The sequence below is a fragment of the Sphingobium sp. GW821-FHT02B05 genome (assembly GCF_059421905.1).
Genome location: NZ_JBWKVW010000005.1, coordinates 95166 through 120335, shown reverse-complemented (window position 1 = coordinate 120335; position 25170 = coordinate 95166). Strand labels below are relative to the sequence as shown.

At 59.3% G+C, this 25170-nt stretch carries 19 protein-coding genes and 2 pseudogenes; 12 read left to right on the top strand and 9 right to left on the bottom strand.

Annotated elements, in window-relative coordinates; genetic code table 11:
- Positions 1-58 precede the first annotated feature (58 nt).
- Positions 59-238, bottom strand: a complete 180-nt coding sequence (locus tag AC07UX_RS15910) for a hypothetical protein (protein ID WP_495192964.1) — start codon at positions 236-238, stop codon at positions 59-61.
- 383 nt (positions 239-621) lie between these two features.
- Between AC07UX_RS15910 and AC07UX_RS15905 the strand changes: the two genes are divergently transcribed.
- From AC07UX_RS15905 to AC07UX_RS15890, 4 genes are all read left to right on the top strand, one after another.
- The gene (locus AC07UX_RS15905) at positions 622-3321 is read left to right on the top strand and encodes a PAS domain S-box protein (protein WP_495193018.1); all 2700 of its coding nucleotides are present in this window, start codon (positions 622-624) and stop codon (positions 3319-3321) included.
- Positions 3322-3433: 112 nt separating this feature from the next.
- The gene (locus AC07UX_RS15900; RefSeq protein WP_495192963.1) at positions 3434-3649 is read left to right on the top strand and encodes a hypothetical protein; all 216 of its coding nucleotides are present in this window, start codon (positions 3434-3436) and stop codon (positions 3647-3649) included.
- Positions 3650-3701: 52 nt separating this feature from the next.
- Complete coding sequence (locus tag AC07UX_RS15895; RefSeq protein ID WP_495192962.1) at positions 3702-6836, top strand: DEAD/DEAH box helicase; 3135 nt, start codon at positions 3702-3704, stop codon at positions 6834-6836.
- Between the two features lie 73 nt (positions 6837-6909).
- Positions 6910-7680: an SDR family oxidoreductase gene (locus tag AC07UX_RS15890; RefSeq protein WP_495192961.1), complete on the top strand. Its 771-nt coding sequence runs from the start codon at positions 6910-6912 to the stop codon at positions 7678-7680.
- 7 nt (positions 7681-7687) lie between these two features.
- Here the strand turns inward: AC07UX_RS15890 and AC07UX_RS15885 are convergent, their stop codons facing one another.
- Genes AC07UX_RS15885 through AC07UX_RS15870 form a run of 4 tightly spaced genes read right to left on the bottom strand, consistent with a single transcriptional unit; the run spans position 7688 to position 9994 of the window.
- Positions 7688-8557 carry an inositol monophosphatase family protein gene (locus tag AC07UX_RS15885; RefSeq protein WP_495192960.1) on the bottom strand — a complete coding sequence of 290 codons (870 nt, stop codon included), beginning with the start codon at positions 8555-8557 and terminating at the stop codon, positions 7688-7690.
- On the bottom strand, positions 8538-9428 hold the full coding sequence (locus tag AC07UX_RS15880; protein WP_495192959.1) for a diacylglycerol/lipid kinase family protein: 891 nt from the start codon (positions 9426-9428) through the stop codon (positions 8538-8540). The genes AC07UX_RS15885 and AC07UX_RS15880 overlap by 20 nt, the downstream gene beginning before the upstream one ends.
- Before the next feature lie 46 nt (positions 9429-9474).
- Entirely contained in the window at positions 9475-9765 is a 291-nt protein-coding gene (locus AC07UX_RS15875) for a hypothetical protein (RefSeq protein WP_495192958.1), read from the bottom strand.
- Positions 9766-9778: 13 nt separating this feature from the next.
- Positions 9779-9994, bottom strand: a complete 216-nt coding sequence (locus AC07UX_RS15870) for a hypothetical protein (RefSeq protein WP_495192957.1) — start codon at positions 9992-9994, stop codon at positions 9779-9781.
- A gap of 161 nt (positions 9995-10155) precedes the next feature.
- Here AC07UX_RS15870 and AC07UX_RS15865 point away from each other — a divergent pair, with 161 nt between their 5' ends.
- The 8 genes from AC07UX_RS15865 (at position 10156) to AC07UX_RS15830 (ending at position 22499) form a co-directional block, all read left to right on the top strand.
- The gene (locus AC07UX_RS15865) at positions 10156-10383 is read left to right on the top strand and encodes a DUF3072 domain-containing protein (RefSeq protein WP_495192956.1); all 228 of its coding nucleotides are present in this window, start codon (positions 10156-10158) and stop codon (positions 10381-10383) included.
- A 251-nt stretch (positions 10384-10634) separates the two neighbouring features.
- Positions 10635-11210: an SRPBCC family protein gene (locus AC07UX_RS15860; protein ID WP_495192955.1), complete on the top strand. Its 576-nt coding sequence runs from the start codon at positions 10635-10637 to the stop codon at positions 11208-11210.
- The gene (locus tag AC07UX_RS15855) at positions 11210-12400 is read left to right on the top strand and encodes a zinc-dependent alcohol dehydrogenase (RefSeq protein ID WP_495192954.1); all 1191 of its coding nucleotides are present in this window, start codon (positions 11210-11212) and stop codon (positions 12398-12400) included. The genes AC07UX_RS15860 and AC07UX_RS15855 overlap by 1 nt, the downstream gene beginning before the upstream one ends.
- Positions 12401-12411: 11 nt before the next feature.
- Positions 12412-13200: an SDR family NAD(P)-dependent oxidoreductase gene (locus tag AC07UX_RS15850; RefSeq protein WP_495192953.1), complete on the top strand. Its 789-nt coding sequence runs from the start codon at positions 12412-12414 to the stop codon at positions 13198-13200.
- A 789-nt stretch (positions 13201-13989) separates the two neighbouring features.
- Entirely contained in the window at positions 13990-17163 is a 3174-nt protein-coding gene (locus tag AC07UX_RS15845) for an RNA-directed DNA polymerase (protein ID WP_495192952.1), read from the top strand.
- A gap of 414 nt (positions 17164-17577) precedes the next feature.
- Positions 17578-18420 carry a DUF3667 domain-containing protein gene (locus tag AC07UX_RS15840; RefSeq protein ID WP_495192951.1) on the top strand — a complete coding sequence of 281 codons (843 nt, stop codon included), beginning with the start codon at positions 17578-17580 and terminating at the stop codon, positions 18418-18420.
- A gap of 16 nt (positions 18421-18436) precedes the next feature.
- Positions 18437-20080 carry a TPM domain-containing protein gene (locus AC07UX_RS15835; RefSeq protein ID WP_495192950.1) on the top strand — a complete coding sequence of 548 codons (1644 nt, stop codon included), beginning with the start codon at positions 18437-18439 and terminating at the stop codon, positions 20078-20080.
- Between the two features lie 280 nt (positions 20081-20360).
- Positions 20361-22499 carry a TonB-dependent siderophore receptor gene (locus AC07UX_RS15830; protein ID WP_495192949.1) on the top strand — a complete coding sequence of 713 codons (2139 nt, stop codon included), beginning with the start codon at positions 20361-20363 and terminating at the stop codon, positions 22497-22499.
- A gap of 235 nt (positions 22500-22734) precedes the next feature.
- Here AC07UX_RS15830 and AC07UX_RS15825 read toward each other — a convergent pair whose 3' ends face one another.
- From AC07UX_RS15825 to AC07UX_RS15810, 4 genes and pseudogenes are all read right to left on the bottom strand, one after another.
- Entirely contained in the window at positions 22735-23103 is a 369-nt protein-coding gene (locus AC07UX_RS15825; protein WP_495192948.1) for an ArsB/NhaD family transporter, read from the bottom strand.
- Positions 23104-23182: 79 nt separating this feature from the next.
- Positions 23183-23509 (bottom strand): annotated as a pseudogene (locus AC07UX_RS15820) (ArsC/Spx/MgsR family protein); the annotation flags it as partial.
- A 28-nt stretch (positions 23510-23537) separates the two neighbouring features.
- Positions 23538-23648, bottom strand: a pseudogene (locus AC07UX_RS15815) (transcriptional regulator); the annotation flags it as partial.
- Between the two features lie 233 nt (positions 23649-23881).
- Positions 23882-25117 (bottom strand): NAD(P)/FAD-dependent oxidoreductase, encoded by a 1236-nt coding sequence (locus tag AC07UX_RS15810; RefSeq protein ID WP_495192947.1) that lies wholly within the window; start codon positions 25115-25117, stop codon positions 23882-23884.
- Between the last annotated feature and the right edge of the window lie 53 nt (positions 25118-25170).

The window sequence follows — 25170 nt, the reverse complement described above, 5'->3', positions numbered from 1 at the left end:
AAAAATAAGAAAACGCCGCCCTTTAAGGGGCGGCGTATCGTTTGGCAGAAATCAAAAATTACTTCGACCCGGTGCCTGGCTCAGAAGTCTTAGGCGCTTTGCCATCTTCTATCCGGCCCTCATTGCGCAAATCGCGTCCTTCCTGTGCCTTCTTTTGGCTTTCGGCAGACTTGCCGTGCTCGAACGCCTCTTCCTTGACATAGCCAGCCGCTTCTTTCGCTTTTCCTTCGATGCTCATCAGGCTCTCCTATATGATACTGCTTTGATAACGAGCCGAGTTAGTCAGTGTTCCCTTGATTGATTGGAACGTGACACACAGGGATTTTAGATTAAATTTTCGCCGATGATCTGGAGAAAGACCGCCGTTTTGGGCAGGCCTCTCCTTACCGCCCTGTTTCGCAGTGCGAACGCCGCGAAGGAACCCAGGGCTATTAAAATCATTACGGCTTCGCCGTAAGCCTAACCAATCGGTTTTGAGGGGGGAATGTGACAAACGACTGGCCTGACGTTTTCCCTGGCGATTCCAAAATGAGCGCCATCATGCGAGCCCATGATTGGAACGTATCTAACTTAGGTCCCCCTGATCGATGGCCCGAAGAGCTCAAGGCGTCGCTACGGCTCATGCTCCTGTCTCGGTTTGAGATGTGGCTCGGCTGGGGAGAAGACCTCAACTTCTTCTACAATGACGCCTATATTCCCACCCTAGGCTCCAAGCATCCCACAGCGCTGGGTCGGCCCATGTCACAGGTATGGAAGGAAGTCTTTGAGGACGTCCGGGATCGCATCGTCTCAGTTATGCAAGATGGGGTTGCGACCTGGGACGAACAGTTGCTTCTCCTCCTTGAGCGCAACGGCTATCCTGAAGAGACGTATCACACATTTTCATACAGTCCGCTGATGGGTAGTGGGGGCGCTATCGAAGGTCTGATGTGCGTCGTTCGCGAGGAGACCGACAGGGTTATTAGCGAACGGCGCATCAAGCAATTGAATGATCTGGCCGCCGCGTTGCTCCGATCGCAAAGTCGATCGGATGTTGTCGGCTCGGTTCGCGCCCAGTTTGATAGGGAAAGCCGGGACTTTCCGTTCGCCAACCTCCAATTGTTCGATTTACCAGACAGCCCCTATCCCGCCATGGGAGAAGCGACGCCTTGGCCGGTGACGGCCATTCAACCAGGCGAAAAGCAGGCTGTGGTCGCACTGGAACCTGCCTCGCAGGATTTGCCGACCGGACCATGGGAGATACCGCCGCGTGATGCATTGATCGTCGCGGTGGAACAGCCTGGCGAGGCCCAAGCCATCGGTGCTCTCGTGCTGGGCTTAAACCCATACCGCCTGCTCGATGCAGCAACCCGTGATTTTGCTAACCTTATCGCCGCGCAGATCGCAGGTGCGCTGGGCACCATCGATGCCGTTTCGGCCCAACGACGCGACCGCGATCGACTGTGGTCACTTAGTCAGGACCTGATGCTGGCTTGCGACTTTGATGGCGTCATTCGCTCGGTGAACCCATCAGCGACCCGGCTCTTGGGGTGGCAAGAGGATGAGATGGTTGGACAGGTCCTGGCCGACTTCGTCCATCCCGACGATTTATCTGCCACGGTCAAGGAAGTCGAAAAGCTGGCTCAGGGTGTGACGACCCTTCTCTTTGAGAACCGTTATCGCTGCCGCGACGGGAGCTATCGACTGCTCGACTGGAATGCGGTGCCGGACGCGGGCCGCATCCATGCCGTGGCACGTGACATAACTCAGGAACGCCAGCTTGCTCGCGACCGGGAACGGATCTGGGCGCTCTCCCCGATCGTCAAGGTGGTGGCGACGACCCAAGGCGTCATCAACGCGGTCAATCCATCCTGGACGAAGACACTCGGATGGAGTGAAGCCGATACCGTCGGTCGCAATCTCCTGGAATTTGTCGCGCAGGACCAGGAAGCTGCGCAGGGTCGATTGACCAAACTGTCGCGGCCCAATGCTGCAGTCGTGGATTCGCAAAGCGTTTTTCGCGCGCAGGACGGCAGCCACCGAAGCTTCGCCTGGACCACTGTGCCGGAAGGCGGAATGCTCTACCTGTTCGGCCGGGATATTACCGCCGAAACCGAAGCGGCCAACGCTCTTGCCGCGACCGAGGAGGCGTTGCGCCAGAGCCAGAAGATGGAGGCGGTGGGACAGTTAACCGGTGGCATCGCCCATGATTTCAACAATCTGTTGGCCGGGATCCTCGGCAATCTGGAATTGCTGGAACTGCGTATTTCCCAAGGCCGCCTGGAGGCGATCGGTCGCCATCTCGAAACTGCGCAAGGCGCTGCAAAGCGGGCTGCTGCGTTGACGCAGCGACTGCTTGCCTTTTCCCGCCGACAGACGTTGGATCCCACAGCCGTCAATGTAAACCGGCTGATTTCTGGCTTGGAAGACCTCATACGCCGCACCGTAGGGCCTTCCATAGAGATTGAAGTGGTTGGATCGGGCGGGTTGTGGATGACATTGGTCGATCGCTACCAGCTGGAAAATGCACTTTTGAATCTATGCATCAATGCGCGAGATGCGATGCCGGATGGCGGACGGCTGACGATCGAAACAGCCAATAAATGGCTAGACGACCGCATGGCCCGCGAACGAGAGTTACCTCCTGGTCAATATGTGTCGCTATGCGTGAGCGACACCGGAACTGGCATGCCCCCCGACGTGATCGCCCGCGCTTTTGATCCGTTCTTCACGACCAAGCCGCTGGGCGAAGGCACGGGTCTTGGTCTCTCGATGATCTATGGCTTCGTGAGACAATCGGGCGGGCAGGTACGGATTTATTCGGAAGTCGGCGAAGGCACGACCATGTGCCTCTACCTTCCAAGGCATATGGGACCGGTAACCGAGATGGAGCAGGAGTTGCGACCGACGCAACTTGATGCTGGGGGGCATGGAGAGACCGTGCTGGTCATTGATGACGAGGCCTCCGTTCGCTCGCTCATCGTCGATGTTCTGACCGACGGGGGATATCACGTCATTGAAGCTGCGGATGGTCCCAGCGGTCTAAAGGTGCTTCAGTCTGATCTACGTATAGACCTTCTCATCACGGATGTGGGTTTGCCCGGGGGAATGAATGGCCGTCAAGTCGCAGACGCCGGCCGAGTGGGACGTCCCAAACTCAAGATTTTGTTCATCACTGGCTATGCGGAAAATGCCGTCATCGGCAACGGATTGCTGGAGCATGATATGCATGTGATCACCAAACCCTTCGGAATCGAGGCCATCGTCAGCAAAGTTCGTGAGATGATAGACGAAGGTGACAAATTAGGCAGCCGATCGGCGACCGGCCAATCTGATTCTTAAGCGGTCGCCTTAGCGCGCGTCTTCCCGCCTTTCATTTTTGAACCGGACTTTTTGCCGTTGGCGGAACCCGCGACATCTTCACGCCGTTAGCTGCCCACCTGTAGGAGAGCGCATGGTGGAAGAGAAGAGAATGGGCCAGAATCCGGAAGCGGATCAACGGCCAGCAGTGACGGGCAGCCTCTATGAGCAGGCCGCTCCGAAATCCAACGCTCTCCCATCCGAGAAAGAACGGACGATGACTGCGACCGCGCGTGCGCGCGCAGATCGCGACCGGGAGGCGTTGCGTGCGACGGGCCATGGCGATCATCAGGGCGAAGAAGGCTTTTGATTCGGCTTAGTGTCGGACCTAATATGGTCGATGTTAGCGGCGCGGTGGAGAAATGAGCACGTCACAGGGAATTGGCAAGACCATATTGATGCTGCTCGACGCGCTGGACGCGGGCGATCTGCTCTATCTGGCCGACGACGAGCAAGAGGCCGAAGCGGTAGCCAGTGCGCTCATGTCCTTGGTGCCTGACAATCATGTCGTCTTTCTGCCGTCGAGTGATACCTTGCCCGGTGACGGCGCGCCAGCGACCCCTTCCAACATCGGGAAACGTGTCGCCGCCTTGCGACACCTTCGGCGGCTTGGGGAGGAGTCCGAGGGCCGTCCTCTTGCAACCATCATGAGCGGCGAAGGGTCCGCGCGGCTTTATGCGGCTCCTACTGCCTTCGACGCCGCGCCCCCCAGCTTGCAGGTTGGCGAACCGATCGATCCCATCCAGTTCGCCGCTGAAATGGAACGGCTTGGTTATATCGCCGACGATCGTGTCGACGAACCAGGCGAGGTGGCGGTTCGCGGCGAGGTCATCGACATTTTTCCGGCCGATGCCGGGCTGCCGGCGCGGATCGATATCGCCCATGGGCGGGTCGTTGGCATCCGGCGCTATGATCCGATCACGCAGCGTACGCAGGAGCCGTGCGAGATGTTGGAGATAGGTCGCGCGGCCGAACCAGCGTCGGAGCGGAAAGTCACCATATTAGCCCACCTGCGGCCAGGGCGACTTTACGTCTCGGCAAAGGCCGAACAACGCCGCGCGCGTTTCATTCGCCTGGCCAACGAAGCCGCCGGCAGTTCGGGTTCGGCGATCGATGCCGCATCCCAGTCACTATGGGCGAAGGATCTTGCGGCCTGGCGTTCAGGCGATCCGGCGGATTTCGCCATATCGCCCATCCCCCGCTTTGCGGAGCAGCGCTCACCTCTATCGGCGCTGAAGCGCTTTGCGGCACCGCATGTGCAGGATGGTAAGCGTCTGCTGCTCGTCGGCAGCGAGCGAGATGTCCGTTTCCTCCGCCCCAAGATCGCCAAGACGTTCAAGGCTTCAGTCGAAACCATCGACGCGATCGCAGCTGTCGATACGCTTGCGCCGGGTGCGATAGCTGCGCTGGTTGCACCGATCGACCGGGGCGCTGTTGGCGCAAAGCTCGTGATGTTGGCTGCCGCCGATCTTCTGGGTAGCCGGGCGTTGATTAGCGAAGCGCAAGACAGCGTTGACGTTGGGCTTGCCCAGGCGGGCGGCGACATTCGTGCAGGCGATCTCGTGGTGCATGAGGATCATGGCGTCGCGCGTGTGTTGGGCCTGGAACCGCCTCCAGGCGATGGCGACGCGGAACTGATTGCGCTTGAATATGCCAATGGTGCCCGGCGACTCGTTCCGTGCCAGGAGGCAGGCCTGTTATGGCGTTACGGTGCTGATGGCGATGCGGTGCGGCTCGACAAGCTGGACGGATCGACCTGGCAGAAGCGTCGCGGTGCGATCGACGACGCGGTGGCGCAGAGCGCGCGCGACCTCCTTCGATTGGCGCGGGAGAGAGATGATCTCAAAGCCGCCGTCATAGAACCCGATAGCGCCGCTTATGAACGATTTGTGGCCAGCTTCCCTTTCAACGAAACGGCGGATCAGGCCCGGGCGATCCAGGCGGTACGGGACGACCTGGCCAGCGGACGGCCGATGGATCGCCTGGTTATCGGCGATGTCGGCTATGGCAAGACGGAGGTCGCCCTGCGTGCCGCCGCGCTTGCCGCTCTTGCAGGCTATCAAGTCATTTTGGCCGCGCCCACGACGGTTCTCGTTCGGCAACATGTCGAGACCTTCCAGCGCCGCTTTGCCGATACAGGGGTGGTCGTCGCTGGCCTTTCGCGCCTTTCCAGCACGGCGGAGAAAAAGGCGGCTAAAGCAGGGCTGGCGGATGGGTCCATCGGCATTGTCATCGGCACCGCCGCAGTCATGGCGAAGGACATTCGCTATGCCCGATTGGGGCTTGTCATCATCGACGAAGAGCAGCGTTTTGGCGCGGCTGACAAGGCAAGGCTGCGGGGACGCACCGACCTTCACCTGCTGGCGATGAGTGCGACGCCAATCCCCAGGACATTGCACCGCGCAATGATCGGCCTGCAACAGATGTCGGTGATCGCGACGCCACCCGCCCGTCGCCAGCCGATCCGGACGAGCCTTGCCAGCCCTGACGATGCGATGATCAGGACGGCGCTTTTGCGTGAGCGGTCGCGTGGCGGACAAAGCTTTGTCGTCGTGCCCCGCATTGAGGATCTCGCGCCGCTGGCCGAACGGCTGGCGCGGATCGTGCCGGACCTCGCGCTGATCGAAGCGCATGGCAAGATGGCGGTAGCCGCCATCGACGATGCCATGGTTCGCTTTGGCAGTGGCGAAGGCGATGTTCTGCTGGCGACCAACATCATCGAGGCAGGACTGGACGTGCCGCGCGCCAATACGATGATCGTCTGGCGCGCCGACCGCTTCGGTCTCGCCCAGCTTCATCAATTGCGTGGGCGGGTTGGCCGGGGCAATCGCCGGGGTCAGGTCATTCTGCTGACCGAAGCGGGAGAGATTGCGGAACGCACGATGAAGCGGCTGCGCACGCTGGCGACCTATGACCGGCTGGGTGCGGGCTTTGCGATCAGCGCTGCCGATCTCGATCAACGGGGCGCTGGCGATCCGCTTGCCGACACGCAGGCGGGGCATATGAAGTTGATCGGGGTCGATCTCTATCAGCATCTGTTCGAAGCGGCGTTGAAAGAGGCGCGGGGCGAGGATGCTGGACTGTGGACACCCGAACTCAACCTGAGCATCGCGGGCGGCTTGCCATCGGACTGGATACCCGATCCCGACATCCGTCTGGGCCTCTATGTCAGGCTTTCGCGGCTTGTCGATGAAGCTGCCCTCAGCGCTTTGGAGGGGGAAATGGCGGATAGATTTGGTCCGCTGCCCTCCGCTGCCGAACGTCTGATCGATGCCAACAGAATTGCTATTCTCTCGCGGATGGCCGGGATTGCACGCGTTGATGCAGGCCCGGCCGCGATAGCGCTGACGCCGCACGAAACCGATCGCAAAATGAGCCAATGTGCAGGGCTGTCCGAAAAAGACGGCCGCTGGCTTTTGAAGGCGCAGACCGACGAGGCTGATCGGCTTGCAAGGGTGACCGACCTGCTCGAAAGCATTGGCGTTTTGCGGAACTAACGCCCCGGCCTTGCGTCGATCACCCTGATCTGCGGCACTGGGATTGTCGGGCCATCGAGAAAGCGGAATCCATATGAAGATAGCGGTCGTTACCGGCGGTGCTCAGGGCATCGGCAAAGGTATCACACAGGCCCTGTTGACGCAGGGCTGGCGAGTGGCGGTGCTGGACCAGGATGCCGAAGCGGTGCGCGATCTTTCCGATGAAATGCCGACCGACAAGCTGATCGTGATCCGGGCCGACGTCGCCAGCGAGCGCGACGTGGAAAAGGCGTTCGATAAGATTACAGCCTGGAATAAGGCGGCGGAAGGGGTCGAGGGCATCGATCTGCTCGTCTCCAATGCGGGCCTTGCCAATCCGGTCAGCGGTCCGATCGAAAGGCTAGAGCTTAAGAAATGGCAGGCGTGGCAAGACAGCCATGTGACCGGAGCCTTTCTGATGGTGCGCGCTGCCGTCCCGCTCCTGCGCCAGCGTAAAGGCGCGATTGTCTTCATGGCATCGACCCGCGCGATCCAGTCAGAACCCGACACGGAGGCCTATGCGGCGGCCAAGGGTGCGCTCTGCGCTCTGACCCATGCGCTGGCGATCAGTCTTGGACCCGACATCCGCGTGAACGCCATCTTGCCCGGCTGGATTGAAACGCGCCCCTGGGCCAAGGCACAGGCGCGCGAAGCGGTGGAGCATCGCGCGATCGACCGGGAACAGCATCCGGTCGGCCGCGTCGGCGAACCATCCGACATCGCTGCTACCGTCTTGTTTCTGGCGTCGGAGGGCGCGGCTTTCATCACGGGTCAGCAGATCGCCATCGATGGCGGCATGTCTCGCAAGATGATCTATGTGCATTGACGGTTCGCTATAGCACGCGGCATCGATCTTGTGCGTCAGCGCGCTGGAGGTCGATCATGCGGGTGGCATCCTCAGGCGTACCAAGGATCAATGGATGCCGCCATTGCGCCATCTGCGCCAATTGGTCACCAAAGCTGGCGAATGGCGCCCAATTTTCATCTTCCTGCTGGAACACCGAAGCGCCTGACGCACGCGCAAGGGCTATTCCCCCCGCGACATCCCAGATGTTGGGCGTTGCGAACCTGGCGACTTGTAGCAGGCCTGCCGCGACGAACGCGCATTCGATTGCGGCCGATCCTGTCTTGCGCCCATCCCACGGTCCGACGCCAGACTGGCCATGCGGGTCGCCCGCGAGCCGCTTGCGAACGGAGGGGTTGGACATACGTGAAATCTGTTCGCCTTCAAACCGCAAATCTGCGGCACCGCCGCTATGATAGATGCCAGGCGTCAGCAAATGACTTGTACTGCACCATAATGCGCCGACGACTGGAACTCCCTGGTACAAGACGCCCACGGATGATGCGAATAAGGGGAAGCCGTTGATGAAGTTGCTTGTCCCATCGATCGGATCGACCGCCCAGACGAAATCGCTATCCGGTACCGGTCGGATAGCCATCTCTTCGCCGATGATGCCATGGTCGGGGAAATGATCGGCCAGATGGCTGCGGATCATCGCTTCGACCCGGCCGTCGACTTCGCTTACCGGGTCGCACATCGAGGCGATGGCATCGTCATCCCCCTTATAGTCCACGGCTATAAGGCTGCCCAGCGTAGCCATGATTTCCCGACCGCCAATCGTGGCCAGTTCCACCGCCACAGCTTCCATGCGGGCGAGAAAATCCGGCGTTGGCATCAACTCAGCAGGCGTCATCGTCATGTCCCGTCATGCTGCTCGGCACCAATATCGTCACCGGCTCGTCGTCCAGCCGTACTTCGACCGTCCATGCGTCGTCGGGCATGTCGATGGGGCGATCGTCGATCCGGGGGCACAGGCCGCTGGCTTGAAGCATGACGACGCAGCCGGTTTCCAGTCGGGCCGGTGGCGGGCCGGAGAAATGTTCGGCCCACACCACCATGGCGTCGCGATCGGCCTCGCCGACGAGCAGGATGTCGAGCAGCCTATCCTGCGTGTCCGCCCTTGGCGCGAACGGGAGCCGTGGACCGATTGCGCCGATGTTGAGAATTTCGACAAGCAGCCATGGCCCGTCGAAACGGCGGCCATCAATATCAACGGCACATGCAATCGGCGTGGCCGTGCGCAGCGTCTCCCGAAAAGCCGCACGGCCGTTTTCGCGCTTTTCCTCTGGGGTGTCGGGCGATTCGTCCACAAGTTCGATGGATTGATTAAGCGCACCAAGACCTACCGCTTCCAGAAAGCCTTTCCGTCCGAACGGCCCGGTGACGCTGCCGACGGTCAGCTGCTTTTCACGCGCATTGTCGAGCGAATCGATAACGTCTGCGACCGTTTGACGAATGCCCAGCGCCCTTGCGACATTATTGGACCCGCCCATCGGCAGGATCGCAATGGGGACAGACCGGTCGGGTATCTGAGTGGCGACCGAAGCGAGGGTTCCATCGCCGCCGGCGGCGATCGCCATTTCCATGCCGTTCATTCCGGATCGAATATCGTCCTGTCCATGTTCGCAATAGCGGATGGCGAAGCCAGTCTCTTCCAATTGACTAATGATCGACCGGATTGGCTCGGGCTTTGTCCCCGCATTGGGGCTATGGACCAAGAGCGCCTTCACGCGAAATATCTGCCATTCAGCCTATATCGCGCCGCCAACATACAGATCATCGTTGCGCGCCAAATTCTTCCAAAGCAGTCGTGACGACTTCGACCTTTGCATCGTCCTGCAAATCGATCGAAACCATGATGCCGCCAGCAAGAGGGACATCGTCCCTTTCGTCCTGATCGACCGTCTCGCTATCTGCGCCTCCGGTCCGGTTGCCCGCGCTGTTGTCTGGTCCGGATGCCGCCACGAAAATATCGGTGCGTTCGATGCCGACTTCCTGAACCAGCCGTTCCACGACCATGTCCGCCTGGTCTCGGCTATCGAATGTGCCTGTCAATGTGGTGCTCATGGTGATCCTTTCATCAGGGTTTGGAATCGGCGCGATCGGCCTCTGGATAATCTTCCGGTTTTACCGTGCCGACGGAGGGACGATCGTCGACATCCTCCTGCGACTTGCCGCCACCTGTGCGGGGATCGGGATCATCGCCATTGGGTCGGACGTCTCCGGCGGGCCCGCGACGGGGCCGTTCGTCCGATTGACCCTTTTCAGGGTCGCGACCATTTTCGTTTCCAGGCATGATCCTGATCCTTCCGCAACATGAGGGTCGGAGGTGATGCTCCGCCTTTGCATGAAGCGCCGATCGAGCGATCGGTTGCATGTCTTCTCCCACCTTTATTACAGGAACCACAAGCCGCATGAGCAGTTATAATGGAACATATCAAGAACGATGAGGCTACCATGACCGACCATCTCCATAATCCAAAACTCGATGAGCACCCCGCTTCGAATGCGGAAAAAGATCCAGCCAATTGGGTGTCCGGCAATGAACCCATCACCGGCGCACAGGCGTCCTATCTGGCGACTTTGTGTGAAGAAGCGGGTGTGGAATTGCCGACCGGTGAGCTGACCAAAGCCGATGCATCGCGGCAGATCGATGCAATGAAGGCGAAGCTTGAGCGAGAGTGAGCCCTTTGCGGTTGGATCATTTCTGATGGTTCGTAACGCAAGTCGCACCAAATGATCGAACTCGTGCGTACGGTCGCAAAGCCTGCCACCTGGTCATGTCCAGTCCAGCCAAACTGATTTCGATCAGCTAGATTTTCAATAGAGTATTGGACCGATCCGACGTTCAAGCGTTGTCCGCTCATACCCAGAGACAGCCTCCGAACGATCGGACTGCTCCGTGCGCACATCATAAGAATGACTGGAGAATGCCCATGGCGATGGCGACAGACGATGCCCCACCGACGACATCGAAACTGAACGAAGAACGCGCGACTGGGATCGCGGCGGTGTCCCAATCCAGGGGCGAGGACCTAATCGGGCGCTCGGTCACGATCAACCGCCCTCGCGACGAACTCTTCGCCTATTGGCGCGATTTTTCCAATCTGCCATCATTCATGGACAATGTCGAACGGATCAACATCCTGTCCAATACGACCTCGCATTGGGTGGTGAAGGCTCCGGCCGGACGCATCGTGGAATGGGACGCGACCATCACGGAAGAGAAGGCTGGCGAGTTGATCGCCTGGACTTCTGCCGAAGACGCCGATGTCCCCAATAGCGGCCGCATCGAATTTCGCGATGCAGGCGCGCGTGGCACCATCGTCACGGCAACCATAGCCTATGATCCACCCGTTGGTGTGGTGGGCAAGGTGATCGCCAAGCTATTCCAGCGCGAACCCGCTATCCAGGCGCGACGCGATCTGCGCCGTTTCAAGCAATTGATGGAGACGGGCGAGGTCGCAACCGCAGCCTTTACCCAAAAGCAACGCGACGAGGAGAGAGCCTGATGCGCGCGCTCACATGGCACGGCAAGCATGACGTCCGCATTGATACGGTGGACGATCCGGAAATCCTCAACCCGCGCGATGCGATCATCAAGATCACGTCGACAGCGATCTGCGGCTCAGACCTGCATCTCTATGACGGCTATATTCCGACCATGCAGGCGGGCGACATCCTCGGCCATGAGTTCATGGGCGAAGTCGTCGAAACCGGTCCCAAGTCCACCTTGCAAAAGGGACAGCGGGTCGTGGTGCCCTTCACCATCGCCTGCGGCAGCTGCTATCATTGCGGCAAGCATCAATATTCCGCCTGCGACAATGGCAACCCAGCCGACAATCAGGACATCGGCCAGGAAATGTATGGCCAGCCGATGTCGGGCCTGTTCGGATACAGCCATTTGACCGGCGGCTATGCAGGTGGCCAAGCCGAGTATGTCCGCGTACCCTTCAGCGATGTGGGACCGATCGTCGTGCCGGACGGGCTCGAAGATGACGACGTGCTGTTTCTGTCGGATATCCTGCCGACCGGCTGGCAGGCGGCGGAGAATGCGGACATCGAACCGGGCGATACGGTCGCGGTCTGGGGCTGTGGCCCAGTCGGGCTGTTCGCCGTCCAGTCCGCTTTCCTAATGGGCGCGCATCGCGTCATCGCGATCGACCATTTCCCGCATCGGCTGGAACTGGCGAAAAAATTTGGCGCGGAGACGATCAATTTCGAGGAAACGAAAACCTACGAAGCGTTGATGGAAATGACCGGCGGGATCGGGCCTGATGCGGTGATCGACGCGGTAGGCCTGGAAGCCCATGGTTTCTTTGTCGATAATGTGATCGATCAGATCAAAGCATCGCTGTTTCTGGGGACCGATCGCACCCATTCTATCCGGCAGGCCATTCATGCCTGTCGCAAGGGTGGGCGCGTGTCGATGCCGGCGGTCTACGGCGGTTTCGTGGACAAGTTTCCCTTGGGTTCGTTCATGGAGAAGGGGCTGACCCTCAAGACCGGCCAGACGAGCGTGCAGCATTATATGCCCGCCCTACTCAATGCGATTCTCGAGGGGAAGATCGATACGACCTTCCTGATCTCCCATCGCATGAGCCTGGAAGACGCGCCCAAGGGCTATAAGATGTTTCACGACAATCAGAATGAAGTGACGAAGATCGTGCTGAAGCCCGGTCTTGCCGCCGCCGCGCAATAGGAGAGACAAACATGGCCAATAAATTCGCGATCGTCACCGGCGCCTCCACCGGCATCGGCTTTGAACTCGCCTCCATCGCCGCGGATAATGGGTATGACTTGCTAGTCGTGGCCGACGAACCGCTGATCGACGCCGCTGCGCAGGATTTCAAGCAGCATGGCGTCGGGGTTATTGCGGTCGAGGCCGATCTTTCGACATTGCAAGGCGTAGACTCGCTCCTCGCAGCGGCCAATGGCCGACAGGTCGATCTGCTGTGTGCGAATGCGGGGCGCGGGCTGGGTCACGCTTTTCTCGATCAGGATGCGAGCGACTGGCGGCGCGTCGTAGACACGAACATTACCGGCACCCTGTATCTGCTGCAACAGGTCCTGAAGGCGATGGTGGCGCGTAACGACGGCAAGGTGTTGATCACCGGATCGATCGCAGGCTTCATTCCAGGCAGCTTCCAGGCTGTCTATAATGGCAGCAAGGCGTTCGTGGACAGCTTTGCCGATGCGATCCGTAACGAGATCAAAGACAGCCAGGGCGTCACCGTCACGACACTGATGCCAGGTCCGGTCGAGACGGAATTTTTCGATCGCGCCGACATGCTTGACACTAGCGTGGGATCATCCGACAGCAAGAGCGATCCTGCCGACGTGGCGCGCAATGGCTGGGATGCGCTTATGAAGGGCGAAGCGCATATCGTATCCGGGTGGAAAAACAAGGTGCAAGTGGCCGTCGCGCATGTCACCCCGGCCTCGGTGCTGGCGGAGCAGCATCGTAAGATGGCGGAACCGGGGTCGGCCGACAAAGGCTAGAGCCCTGTGCAAACCTATCACTTTTGCTCGGTAGACGACCGGGATTAGAAGCTGCGCTTCCTTTTCCGCTGAAGAAAATCGATCTACCACCTTATCGAATTCGCCAAGATGGGTAGGCGGAATGAGAGAGAGGTTGGTCATCCTCATCTTTGCTCGCATACTATTTTAGAAGAGATTCGTTGGTGCAGCTCAAATCGATAGAGCCTGCACACTTAGAATTACGGTAGCCAGCCTTCGCACCACCGCATCGAAACAAGGTATTTCGGTGGATTACCGCCAGAACCGGACGTTCCGCAGCCGGGATACAAAAATCCGCTCCTGAATGTCGTATTAGGGTCGATTTCACCCGGGGCTAACGCCGCGGCGTGGGACTTAGCTTCCGGTCGGCGCGACGCCTCGGAACGTCCAATTGCTCCGAGACCCGCCGTTCGTGGATCAGCTGGAGCCCTTCCTTACATTTCCGAACTGTTAGACGATCCGGTAAGTCCCCTTCCAGATGCCATTCGACGTTTGTTCACCTCCGATGATGCGCTAAGTATACTGACGCTGGTGGGACTGGCTCTTATTGGCGAGGCAAATGTCACTCGTCAAAAGCCGCATACGTTCAGCACCGCGCGGCGGCTGTGTTGCCGTTGAGGCCCGTTTCGCCTCAGCATTGCTGGCGGCAAATGCGTACAAAGCGCGGTGAGCTTCGAAGGACTTGTCTAAACGCGAAGCCTTCGGATACGGTATGGCCCTAATTGTTGACGCCATCGTTGCTAACGTGATCGTCAGTGAAGCGGAGGCGACGTGGCAGGTACAGATTTAGTGGATTGGAGCGACCTGTCGCTCACTGACCTATTCTTCGCGTACCGCAAGGCCAAGGTCGACTGTTTTTATGAGTCCTCCATCAGAGTAGCAGAGCCGTTCGTCGCTTACGAACAGTCGCTGCCTGAGAAGCTCGCGGCATTGCTCATGAGGCTGCAGGCGGGCGAAGCCGCTGCCGTACTGACCGAGGGCATCAAGCAGCCGATCATCTTCCCTAAGCGGCTACATTTCGAGGAACTGGCGCCCGAGACGCACGACGGCGGTGCGTCGATGGCGCACGCCTTTTTCTCAGACGCGGAACGGGCCTTCCGAAGGTCCACCAACCAGCGAACGCCGATCCCCGAATTTCGACTAATTGGCGACTTCAGCGTCGAGGTCCATATCCTATCGGCGCTGTGGCTCAACTTGGTCGGTCATAAGTTCGACGCATGCCTTTCCTCTCGCGCGCTCGCTTCGCGTGTCCGGCGCTATCGCGCGGACAAAAATCGGAAGTGGGTCGGTGACTATCACCTAGAATCTTTAGGTTCATTCGAGCCCTATTTCGAGCCTTACCGCAAATGGCGGGATGACGGCCTCCGTGCCATGCGCGACGCGATCAACCGGGAGCAGCCGATTATCGCGATCACTCTCGACGTGGGCAACTTCTATCACAGCATCGATCCCAGCTTCTTCGTCGATGCGCGCTTCCTGAAATTTCTGGGTGTTGAGCTAAGCCCGTTTGAATTGGCGTTCAGTCAACTCATCAGCGGGACACTGAAAGAGTGGTCGGCACGCTGCAGCAAGAGTCTGTCCGCACTCGGTTGCCCGGTCGAGGCCCGGCAACACGGCGGCATCCCCATCGGCCTGTCAGTCGTACGGGTGATTTCTAATGTGCTGCTTGCGTTTCTGGATCGGCAGGTCGAGCGACAGTTGAGCCCGATTTACTATGCTCGCTACGTCGATGACTTGTTCCTAGTGCTTCATGACAGCGACGACATTACCTCTCCGAGCGACCTCTGGAACGTTATCACGCAGCGCATTTCCGCGTTCGACCGCGATTCTACCGGGAACGTAAGGCTGACGCTGCCGGAATGGGCTGGCGGAACCCAGTTGACATTACAGGCAGCGAAACAAAAGACGTTCTTCCTAAGCGGCCGGTCGGGTGCCGATTTGCTCGACCATATCGCCTCGCAGATCCGAGAGGTGTCGAGCGAACGCAGGACGATGCCGCTGCCCGAGCATATTGAGAAATCCCATGCTGCGCGGGCATTAGCGGCAACCGACTCGGCCGACGATGCCGACAGTCTGCGTCGAGCGGACGGATTAACTCTGCGCCGACTGGGATGGTCGGTGTTGCTACGCGCAGTAAACACGCTGGCGCGAGACCTTCGACCGCAGGACTGGAAACCGCAACGCGACGATTTCTACGAGTTCGCTCACGAACATGTCATCCGCGCTGACAAGGTATTGGAGCAGATCGACCACTTACCACGATTGTTATCGTTCGCAGTGTCACTTGGCGACTGGATACCGGCGAGACGGGTGTACCGAGAGACCATTGCCGCCATCTTCAAGCTGGAGGAGTCCACACGGACGGCACGGATGCGGATCAACGGAGCCTATGCCGACGCCATCCCAGTGGAAGTCTGGAACGAGACTCGCGAGCAGGTCAGGCGCTTCTTTCGCGAAGCGTTGATTCGCGCCTATCCAATCTCATCCACGCCGCCACGAGCGCGAGCGTTCGCAGGTCTAGTCAAGGACTTAGGACTGACCGTAGACGAACTGACTACATTGGCGCGGCAAGCGCGCGAGGCGGACTGGGCTATGATACCCTACCGCGAGCACTTGCGCACCGATGCGGTGGTGCAGCCGGCCGAACAACCTGACGAGGCGTCATTGGCGGCTCGCTACCAGCACGTCGACTGCCTTCGCCAGTTCCTGAAGCGCACCGAGCGAAACGCCGGCGGACCACCTCAGCGTCGTGTAGCTCTGCACGCAATGCCAGCGGCGGACGATCTCGCCCCGCGGTCGATCTTGCCATTTCTATTCCCAACACGGCCATACACGCCGGAAGAGATCGCGCTCTACTTGCCCGATGAGTGCGTCTTCGACGAGCCTGTCGCTGCTGCCCATACGTGGGCCGATTACACGCGCGCGGTGCGCGGAGTTTGGGTGCGCGGCGATCTTGCGGAAGATTTTGAAGCGGAGACGATCGATATCGGAGACGGGAGTGACGGCGGGAGAACGCCCCCTTCGGCAGTTGCAACCGGCAGCCAGGATCGTCCCCCTCCGGTCATTGTGAAGCGCTCAGCGCCGGGCCGCGCCGTAAGGCTCGGATTGACCAGCTTCGAGGTGACCGACAAAAGCTGGGAGGAAGGAGCTGCGGGAGACCCCGACTTGTCGCCGCAACGATACTGGCAACTCGCGAGCATTGTGAACACCGCAATCCTCACTACACCCAAGCCAGATTATCTGCTCCTGCCCGAACTGTCGGTGCCCGAGCGCTGGATCAACACGATCGCTGGGCGATTGCGTGCCAGCGGGATCAGCCTGATCGCTGGGGTCGATTACGTGCATCACCCAGACAAGAAGATCGACAGCTCGGCGGTACCGGTGCTGACTGACGATCGGCTGGGCTACGCCTCGTCGATCCAAGTGCGGCAGCGCAAGTCGTTGCCTGCGCCGGGAGAGGAGGAACTGCTATATGCCAGTCACGGACTGAGTTGGGCCCGGGGGACCGACCCGAAGCGGGTATACCAGCACAATGGGCTCTACTTCGGCATCCTAGTTTGTAGCGAGCTTCAAAACATGGGGTACCGCGCAAGCTTTCAGGGCCAAGTTGACTGCCTAGTCACGCTCTCGTGGAACAAGGACTTGGAGAGCTTCTCGGCCTTAATTGATGCCGCTGCGCTCGATGTTCATGCCTATATGGCGCTTGTTAATAATCGTCGCTACGGCGATAGCCGGCTGCGACGGCCAGCCAAGAGATCGTTTGATCGCGACGTGTGCCGTGTTCGAGGCGGGTTGAATGACCAGTTGGTTGTTGTTGAGATTGAGCCAACCCGCTTACGTCGGCAACAGAGCCGCGAAAAGCGCTGGTCGCGCGCGACGGATGCTTATAAGCCAGCGCCCGAAGGCTTCGAAATATCCCCGGCGCGCAAGTGCATCCCCGATTGATTGCTGCGAGACTTGGGCGAGCGGGAGTTTCCGGTGGCCGACAATGTTTGAGCGAGGCACCGAGATTCGCCCCTCAGCCAAAAGGCCGCTGCGTTCAATCCGAGCGGCAGCTTCCTAACACGAAGCAGACGTTCACGCGAGGGCTGCCGAACGGCTGGAAATGGTCGATCTGCCGGTTAGCGGACGGACCGCACCTAGGAACGAAAAATTGGCGGCTGAATGACTACAAAGGGTCGACATCGGTAGACGGGAAGTGGGACTACTCCGCCGTCTGCAACGGCCTCGTCGATCGGCTTATTCACTACAAAGGCTTTGCCGTGAGCGAACGACCGGCGCCTGATGCCATGCAACCGCAACGCTTAACAAGGCGTTTTACGAGCGTGGCACAGCCAACCATCAGGGCGAGCGGGTTTGATGCTAAATTTCCGTAAGAGGATAGCCGAAGCGTTCGGCGTGGGAGCATCGACCGCCACTTCTTTCGCTGACGGCCCCGTCAGCGACGACTGGTTCAAGCAACATGTGTGTCATAATTGCGGTGTCGCCTTGGCGACGACCTTCTGCGGGGAATGCGGACAAAAAGCGGCGCACCGTTTCGTCTGGCGCGACATTCGTGATGAAAGCTGGGACAAGATACGTCTTTTCGAAATCCAGTTGATCCGCACATTAGGTCGTTTGCTTTTCTCGCCTGGGACTGTCGCGCGAGAATATGTGCTGGGGCGTCGAGCCGTGCACATGCACCCACTCAAACTGCTCCTGGCGCTCGTCGCCATTCTCGTCCTGCTACTGGCCGCCAACCAGTATTTCGGCCATTATAGCTATGCCGGTCGCGATGCTGTTGTTGATCGCATGGCACAGCGGGTGGTGGCCTTCGCCAATTGGAGCTTCTCTCTAGGCATAGCCGCGATTTTTGCGGGCGGATGGATCGTTCTTGGACGCCGGCTTGGCTATAACGCCATTGAGCAGGCAATCCTCGCCATCTACTGCCAATCGATCATCCTGGCGCTCATCATCGTAAATCTGCTGCCGACGCTCATCTGGCGCAGTCCGGAATTTATCCTGTGGCACAAGACCGCGTCACAATATTATGTGCCGATGATCAAGTTGCTGATTGTAGCAGTGGCGTACCGCCAGTTCTATTTGATTGAAATCAAGTCTGACTGGCTGAAGTTGCTTTCGGCTTGCCTCATTTGCGCGACGATTAATTGGGTATTGTTGCGGATATATGCGTTCGGAATCTTCTGGCTGGTGAGCCGCTGACGAGGGAGAGGAACATATGCGCCGCATGGCCCTGGCATCGACGACGGCGGCAGCCGTGCTCCTGCTTAACGGTTGCGACAAAGGCGGCGGGGCAGATGGTCCGCTTTCAGGTGCCGACAAGGTCGAGGCAATCGCATCTACATTGCAGGCCTGTTCCTATGATGGCGAACCGATCAAGGCGCAGGCTTCGTCTCTGTCCGGCGGCGCACCCCAAGATTGCGCCAGCGCGGTATCCCGTATCATGGGCTATACAGGCCTTCCCGCCAATTTCGTCGTCGTGTCCGGCCCGGTTCCCAATGCCGCCGCGGTCATCCTGCTGGATGATAATCGGGTGCCGCGTCGCGTCATCGCATTCAATCCCCAGTTTATGAAAGCCGCCGAAGCGCAGGTGGGCGGGAGTCCATGGGGCCCGATCAGCATCATGGCGCACGAGATAGCGCATCATTTATCTGGCCATACGATTGTGCCGGGCGGCAGTCGTCCGGAGATCGAACTGGAAGCCGACAAATTTAGTGGATATGTTTTGCAGAAGATGGGCGCACCGCTCGCCGCAGCGCAACAGATGATCCTCGCCGTGGGTACCAGTCACGGTACCCCGACCCACCCGGCCAAAGGGGAGCGCGCAGAAGCAATTAAGCAGGGCTGGGCTCAATCCTGTATGCAAGCGGGAGGAACAGCTTGTCCTGGTGGCACCGCCGCCGCCGTGAAGGCGCCTTCGTCGCGCGGGCTTCCCGACACTATGCCTGCCAGCGTTGCATCCAATGGGTCTTTGGTCACCAATGCATCAACACCCGGTCGCAGCTTGCCTGATCCAGGATCTATTCCTTTCAAATATGGTCGCTTCATCGTCGACGAGACTGGAAGGCTCGACCCTGCGCGCGTAAAAGTGATGGAGCAGCGGCTCTATCGCCTGGCGAAGGATGTCGGCGTGGAAATGACCTTTCTTGTCGTCAACGATCTTAAAGGCATGAGCGCGGACGACTATGCCTGGGCGATGATGCGGCAGTTGCGGATTGGCAAGCTGGACGTGGGCAATGGCGCGGTCGTGGTGGTTGCCCCTCGTCAAGGTCAGGCAGCGGTCGCGTTTGGCCCCGGCCTTGCCAAGGAAGCCGAATTTTCCGACCCGAAGAAGCAATTGCTGCAATGGATTGGAGGGGCTTGGCCCAATTGCGAGGATGCGGATGGCTGCGCCGGCTGGACCGACGCACTGTTCACCAACTTCAACGGGACGTTATTCTGGGCGGAACGGACCAAGTGGACGATTCAGTTCCAGACATTGGGGGAACTGCTCACGCATTATAAGCAGGTCAATGATGAGCGAACGCGCACAAAACGGGCGTTTGATCCAGATACCGATCAGCCCAATGGCAACCTCATTCGGGTCACGGGACGGATCACAAGCCTGAAAGCGCCGACCGGCGTGGGTCAGGCGAACGAGCGACTGTTGGGTGGCAAGCTTGGCTACACAGCTGTCAGTATGACGACAGACGATGGGCATGACGTGGTGCTCTACGTCGCTCCGCGCCTCGCCCCTCTGATGCCATCCGGGTCAATCAAGGCCGACACGAGATATACGATGGTTGGCCGCCTTCAAAGTACAGGGGACAAGGCGAGCAAGCAGGCGTCCTCCATGTGGCTCTTCAGCTATGATCCGGTTTAAGGAATTCACAGATTTTTTGCCTCCGAGGATGCTCAACTGCCAACATGTTACAAGTGATCGACTGCAGCGGTTCTTTAGGACGGCTATGAGCGGGAGAGCCGTAAATATGGTCTGACCGTGGCGGAGGCAGAAACAGCTGCCCTACCGCGCTTTGGTAGAGAAACTGGCACGCCGAGCGTACGCGAAAGTTTGGACCTGCGGCGCGGCAATTCACTTAATAAGCTGCGATTGACTCGCAATAGCCGGATAGTTAGTGCGCTTCTCGATGGAGGGGCTCTACATGATCAAGATATCTTCGGTCTGCTCGGGTGTGGCAGCGGGGCTGATTGCCATGACCGTTGCAGCGCAGGCTTCGGAAACGGCCGGCGATGCCGATGCAGCTGATGAACGCAAGGCGGACATCATTGTTAATGGTCTGCGGGTCGATGAAGGCCAGAATAAGGTGACGGGTAATGGCGCGCTGGGCGCCAAGACGTTGCTCGACACGCCCTATTCGATCACCGTGGTCGATCGCGAGGATATTTCCAAGCGTCAGGCGACCTCGATCGGACAGATCTTCATCAACGATCCTGCCGTATTCTCCTATTCCCCGGCAGGCACGACTGATTGGTGGGGTACGCAGATTCGCGGGCTGGGCGTGCGCAACTATTATATCGATGACGTGCCGTTGATGCTCTATTGGGGCGGCACCTATCCGCTGGAATCGGTCGAAACCGTAGAAGCGCTTAAGGGTCTTTCCGGCTTCATGCATGGCTTTGGCGCGCCGGGCGGCACGATCAGCTATCGCACCAAGCGGCCGACGGCGGACTCGCTGCTCACCACGGAACTCGGATGGCGGGCGACAGGCGATGTCTATGCTCATGTCGACGCAGGCGGGCCACTGACCCAGGATGGACGGCTGGGCTATCGCGTCAATATCGCCGGCGAGAAGGGGCGGCTGTATAATGAGGCGAAGAATAATCGCTGGCTGGCGTCGGGCGCGTTGGAATATGCGCTGACGCCCGACATCAAATGGTATGGCACCGCCGCCTATGAGGAAAGCAAGCTCGAAGCGGAACCGTTCCAGGTCTATTGGTATGCCTATGAGGATGCCAAGCTGCCCAAGCCGACCACCGAATATAACAAGCTGAACATCGATAACAGCTTCTACCGGGTGCATACGCTGTCTGCAGCGATGAGCCTGGACTGGGGCTTTGCCGATGGATGGAACGCCAAGCTCACCTACGGCTATGCCAGTAAGAAACATTGGTCGAACAAGATGTTCGCCACCATCCTTAACCAGGCGGGCGACTATACCGGCAATGCCTATAATTTCGCCTGGCGCGACAAGAGCCATTTCGCGCAGGCGATGGTGCAGGGCGACTTCGAAACGGGGCAGATCCGCCATGCCATCGTTGGGGGTGCTTCGATCATCGCGACGGAAAGCTATCGGAGCAACGAATTTTACTGGAGCGAGGATTTCACCGGTAATCTCTATGAGGATCAGCCGTTCCGGGTGACGCGCGCCTTCGACTGGTCGATGGACCCGGTCCCCGACAAGCAGCGCCAATATGCCCTGTTCCTGAGCGATACGATCTATATCGGCGACCATGTGCAGGCGGTCGTGGGCGGGCGCCAGACCTGGTATCGGCTGCTGCCGCTGCCCGGCGATCCCGACAGCGGCTATCGGACGTCCACCCTGTCGCCGACCTTCGCATTGATCGCCAAGCCCGCGTCATGGGCGTCACTCTATGGCAGCTATGTCGAATCGCTGGAGCCGGGTTCACAGGTCGGCGGCGAATATGCCAATGCGGGCGAGATATTGAAGGCGACTATCAGCCAGCAGTTCGAGGTCGGCGCCAAGGTCGAACATGGCGGCGTCAGTCTGACCGCCGCAGCCTTTCGCATCGAGCGGGTCAATACGGCCGAACGCTGGGAGGCGGGGGTCAGCCAGCCCTATCTGCGGCAGGACGGACAAACGCTCTACAAGGGCGTGGAGTTGATCGGCAGTTGGCGCGTTGACAAGCAGCTCAAACTGGGCGCGGGCGTAATCCGGCTGGACCCGGAACTGCGCAAGCTGTCGCCGGTGGTGGATGAAGATGGTGCCATCCTGCTTTCGCCGCTGGTCGGGAATGCCCCGGCAGAAGCTGCAAAATGGCAAGTGACGGGTAATGTCGAATATGCCGTGGCGGGGATACCGGGCCTGAGCCTCCACGCCAATGCTCGTTATTTCGGCAAGGCGCCGACTGGGGATGAGAATATCCTCTATATCCCTGATCGGACGATCGCCAACGCCGGCTTCCAATATGAAACGTTAATCGGCGCACAGAAAGTAGCCTTTACGGGCAATATCAACAATCTGTTCAACAAGAAATATTGGGGTTTGGGCAATATCGGCGAGGGCATGAATGGATCGCTTAGCGTGCGCGTCTACTGGTAAATGGGTGCGCGGTATCTGGGCGGGTCAAATCTATGCTGGGGATCGTTCGACTAAGTGCTCTCATTACGACATGATCCTCTCAGGAAAATGAGTCCATTCTACTTTGTATTGGCAGCGGCCTGCATAGTTCCCGGTCTACTGCCCGGGAGTAGGATTTGGTGGCTGAATGGGAAGGATTGGGACAAACCAGCCATCAGCGAAGGCTTCAACTAATAGCAGCCTCGGCCGCGAGTGGTCATTCCGATCGAAGCCAAACCCCGCCGATGTAACCGAGGGTGCGTTGGATCGGGACCAGCCATCCTGGTGCGTCTGAGACGGCTGCCGTCCGGCTTACGCTGTGCTCAGACGGATCGCTGTAGCGGCCAAGGTGACAAGCAGGGCCGGGAGGGTCATCACCATGCCGACCCTGAATTGATAGCCTAATGCTTCTGTTGCAGAGCAGGTGCAGCCACAGCAGCGTCGCGAGCGAGCCGATCGGGGTGATCTTGGGGCCGGGATCACAGACGATCACCTTGGCGTAGATCATTGCTTCCTCGACGACGCCGGTCGCATGGCTGCCATCGACTGAGCGTACGTCGACAAGCACCGTCGGCATGTTGTTCATGTGATTGAGGAGAGTAGGACGGTCAGCACGCTGGTCGCTGGTCGCTGATCGCTAGTCGCTGCGCGCTGGGCAAGAGTTAGAGCACTGCTTCGGACGGGCCGCATAGCCTGACGCTTAGCGGCGAGACGATGAGCGGAAGGTCGATCAGGATCGGATGCGCCATCATCGCATCAAGCAGAGCGTCATCGGACAGCGCCGTGTCACCAAGGCCGAGCGGCATAGGGCGGTCCTTCTCGCTCAGTAACTCACGCATCGCGATTCCAGTGCGCGCGATCAGTTGGACCACCAGCTTTCGCATTGGGGGCGTCTTGAGATATTCGACAACGTCCGGCTTTATGCTGGAGTTACGGATCAACCCCACGATATTGCGCGAGGTGCCGAATTTGGGATTGTGATAGACGATGATGTCGAAAGGGCGCTCACTAGCGGGGCCTTCAGCAGCAGGTGAGTTCGGCCAGCAGCGGTTCGCAAAGCTCGGCGCGGCCCTGGCAAAAAGCCCTTGGCGAGGAAGATCATCAAACGCGCAGCGCACCAATATTGGCGCGCTAAATCGTCTGACGACGCGGATATCGACCAAATTTTGGCAAGCAGATACGCGACGATTAATCTCATCGAGCATTGTAGAAGATACAATGCAGTAAGTTGTGATCCGCCGGAATAGCATTACTGACGTATTAAGGAGATAAAATCGTTAAATGCGCGATGGTTTGACGTCCGACAGTAGCGATGCTGCCCGGACGCGCATTCGCGCATAGGTTCCCACAGTCCAGCCACCACTTCAGGTGACAACTTCGTCCTTCGTGCTATAGGCGAATAGCCGGTCGATCTGGGAGTCGGTCGCAGCTCCGGTCATCCGGTCCGCAACATAGCGGCCGATCAGCGGGCCAAATTTGAACGCATGGCCGCCTCCGCCGCTGGCAATCCAGACATTGTCGTAATCGGGGTGCCGATCGATGACGAAATCGTCGCTAGCGGTCATTTCCACTTGGCACACATTGGCCCCCACCACCGGCGCACCTGTCAGTGCGGGGAAGCGATGCGCCATATAGGCGCGGCACAGATCGAGCGATTGCTGGTTGGGCAAGCGATCGGACATGTCCACGTCGATGTCGCGGGCTGGGCCGCCGGGGGAATATTTGATGCCCCTGCCCAGGCTGCCGAAGCCATAGCCGCCGGTGGTGTGGTCATGCCAGGCAGGCTGGTTAGGCCAGGCAAAACGATCATCGCCTGCGGGCAGACCCCAATAATGATATTCAAATCGGCGCACCTTCACCTTGCGCGCCATCGTGTCGGACAGCGTTTTGGGCGACCAGGGACCGCAGGCGAACAGAAATTGGCCCGCCTCCACATGATCGCCATTGCCCAGCACCAGCGTGCGCAAGCGGCGGCCATTGGCACGCCCCGGCATCGCGCGCGCCACCAGCGTGCGCCCGCCCTTGCGTCGAAGCAGATCCTGCACCTGGACGGTGGCGTCCTGCGCGCGGATGATCGCGGCGGTCGCACTGGTTTCAAGGAAGCCAAAGGCAATGTCGTCAAACCCCATCTGCGGATAGCGGCGGCGCAATTCCCCTTGGTCCAATATCGCATAGGGGAGGTTGAGCCGGTCGAAAATCCGACGCTGTTCCAGCAACGCGGGCGTCCATTCCCGCGCCAGTTCGATGCGGTCGTTGGGAAAGAGCAGCGGCCGATCCAGTTCAGCCGCCCGCGCGCTCCAGTGCGCCATCGCATGCGCCGCCCATTGGGTGTAAAAGGGCTTGGCACCATAGCCCGCCCGCAGCGAGCGGGTCTCACCACCCGAAGAGGCACGTGGGCTGGCCGGGCCGTAGGCGTCGATCGACAGGATGTTTAGCCCCTTTTCGCGCAAGCACAGCGCCGACCAGCCGCCAAAAGCACCCGCTCCCACCACGGCAATATCGGCCGCTCCGCTGCCCGCCGCCTGCTTCCCGCTGACGTTCGATGGGACAGCCGCCATCATCGCCGCCGCACCCGTGCCCAGAAAATTCCGCCTGTCCATAATATCGACCCGTATTGAAGTTGCGCTACTATCCCTGACGCAGCGCACGGGCG

What these genes read in the sequence shown, in the direction of transcription:
- AC07UX_RS15910 (WP_495192964.1), bottom strand. Translation starts at nt 238, where the DNA reads ATGAGCATCGAAGGAAAAGCGAAAGAAGCGGCTGGCTATGTCAAGGAA.
- AC07UX_RS15905 (WP_495193018.1), top strand. Translation starts at nt 622, where the DNA reads ATGCTCCTGTCTCGGTTTGAGATGTGGCTCGGCTGGGGAGAAGACCTC.
- AC07UX_RS15900 (WP_495192963.1), top strand. Translation starts at nt 3,434, where the DNA reads ATGGTGGAAGAGAAGAGAATGGGCCAGAATCCGGAAGCGGATCAACGG.
- AC07UX_RS15895 (WP_495192962.1), top strand. Translation starts at nt 3,702, where the DNA reads ATGAGCACGTCACAGGGAATTGGCAAGACCATATTGATGCTGCTCGAC.
- AC07UX_RS15890 (WP_495192961.1), top strand. Translation starts at nt 6,910, where the DNA reads ATGAAGATAGCGGTCGTTACCGGCGGTGCTCAGGGCATCGGCAAAGGT.
- AC07UX_RS15885 (WP_495192960.1), bottom strand. Translation starts at nt 8,557, where the DNA reads ATGACGATGACGCCTGCTGAGTTGATGCCAACGCCGGATTTTCTCGCC.
- AC07UX_RS15875 (WP_495192958.1), bottom strand. Translation starts at nt 9,765, where the DNA reads ATGAGCACCACATTGACAGGCACATTCGATAGCCGAGACCAGGCGGAC.
- AC07UX_RS15870 (WP_495192957.1), bottom strand. Translation starts at nt 9,994, where the DNA reads ATGCCTGGAAACGAAAATGGTCGCGACCCTGAAAAGGGTCAATCGGAC.
- AC07UX_RS15865 (WP_495192956.1), top strand. Translation starts at nt 10,156, where the DNA reads ATGACCGACCATCTCCATAATCCAAAACTCGATGAGCACCCCGCTTCG.
- AC07UX_RS15860 (WP_495192955.1), top strand. Translation starts at nt 10,635, where the DNA reads ATGGCGATGGCGACAGACGATGCCCCACCGACGACATCGAAACTGAAC.
- AC07UX_RS15855 (WP_495192954.1), top strand. Translation starts at nt 11,210, where the DNA reads ATGCGCGCGCTCACATGGCACGGCAAGCATGACGTCCGCATTGATACG.
- AC07UX_RS15850 (WP_495192953.1), top strand. Translation starts at nt 12,412, where the DNA reads ATGGCCAATAAATTCGCGATCGTCACCGGCGCCTCCACCGGCATCGGC.
- AC07UX_RS15840 (WP_495192951.1), top strand. Translation starts at nt 17,578, where the DNA reads ATGCTAAATTTCCGTAAGAGGATAGCCGAAGCGTTCGGCGTGGGAGCA.
- AC07UX_RS15835 (WP_495192950.1), top strand. Translation starts at nt 18,437, where the DNA reads ATGCGCCGCATGGCCCTGGCATCGACGACGGCGGCAGCCGTGCTCCTG.
- AC07UX_RS15830 (WP_495192949.1), top strand. Translation starts at nt 20,361, where the DNA reads ATGATCAAGATATCTTCGGTCTGCTCGGGTGTGGCAGCGGGGCTGATT.
- AC07UX_RS15825 (WP_495192948.1), bottom strand. Translation starts at nt 23,103, where the DNA reads ATGAACAACATGCCGACGGTGCTTGTCGACGTACGCTCAGTCGATGGC.
- AC07UX_RS15810 (WP_495192947.1), bottom strand. Translation starts at nt 25,117, where the DNA reads ATGGACAGGCGGAATTTTCTGGGCACGGGTGCGGCGGCGATGATGGCG.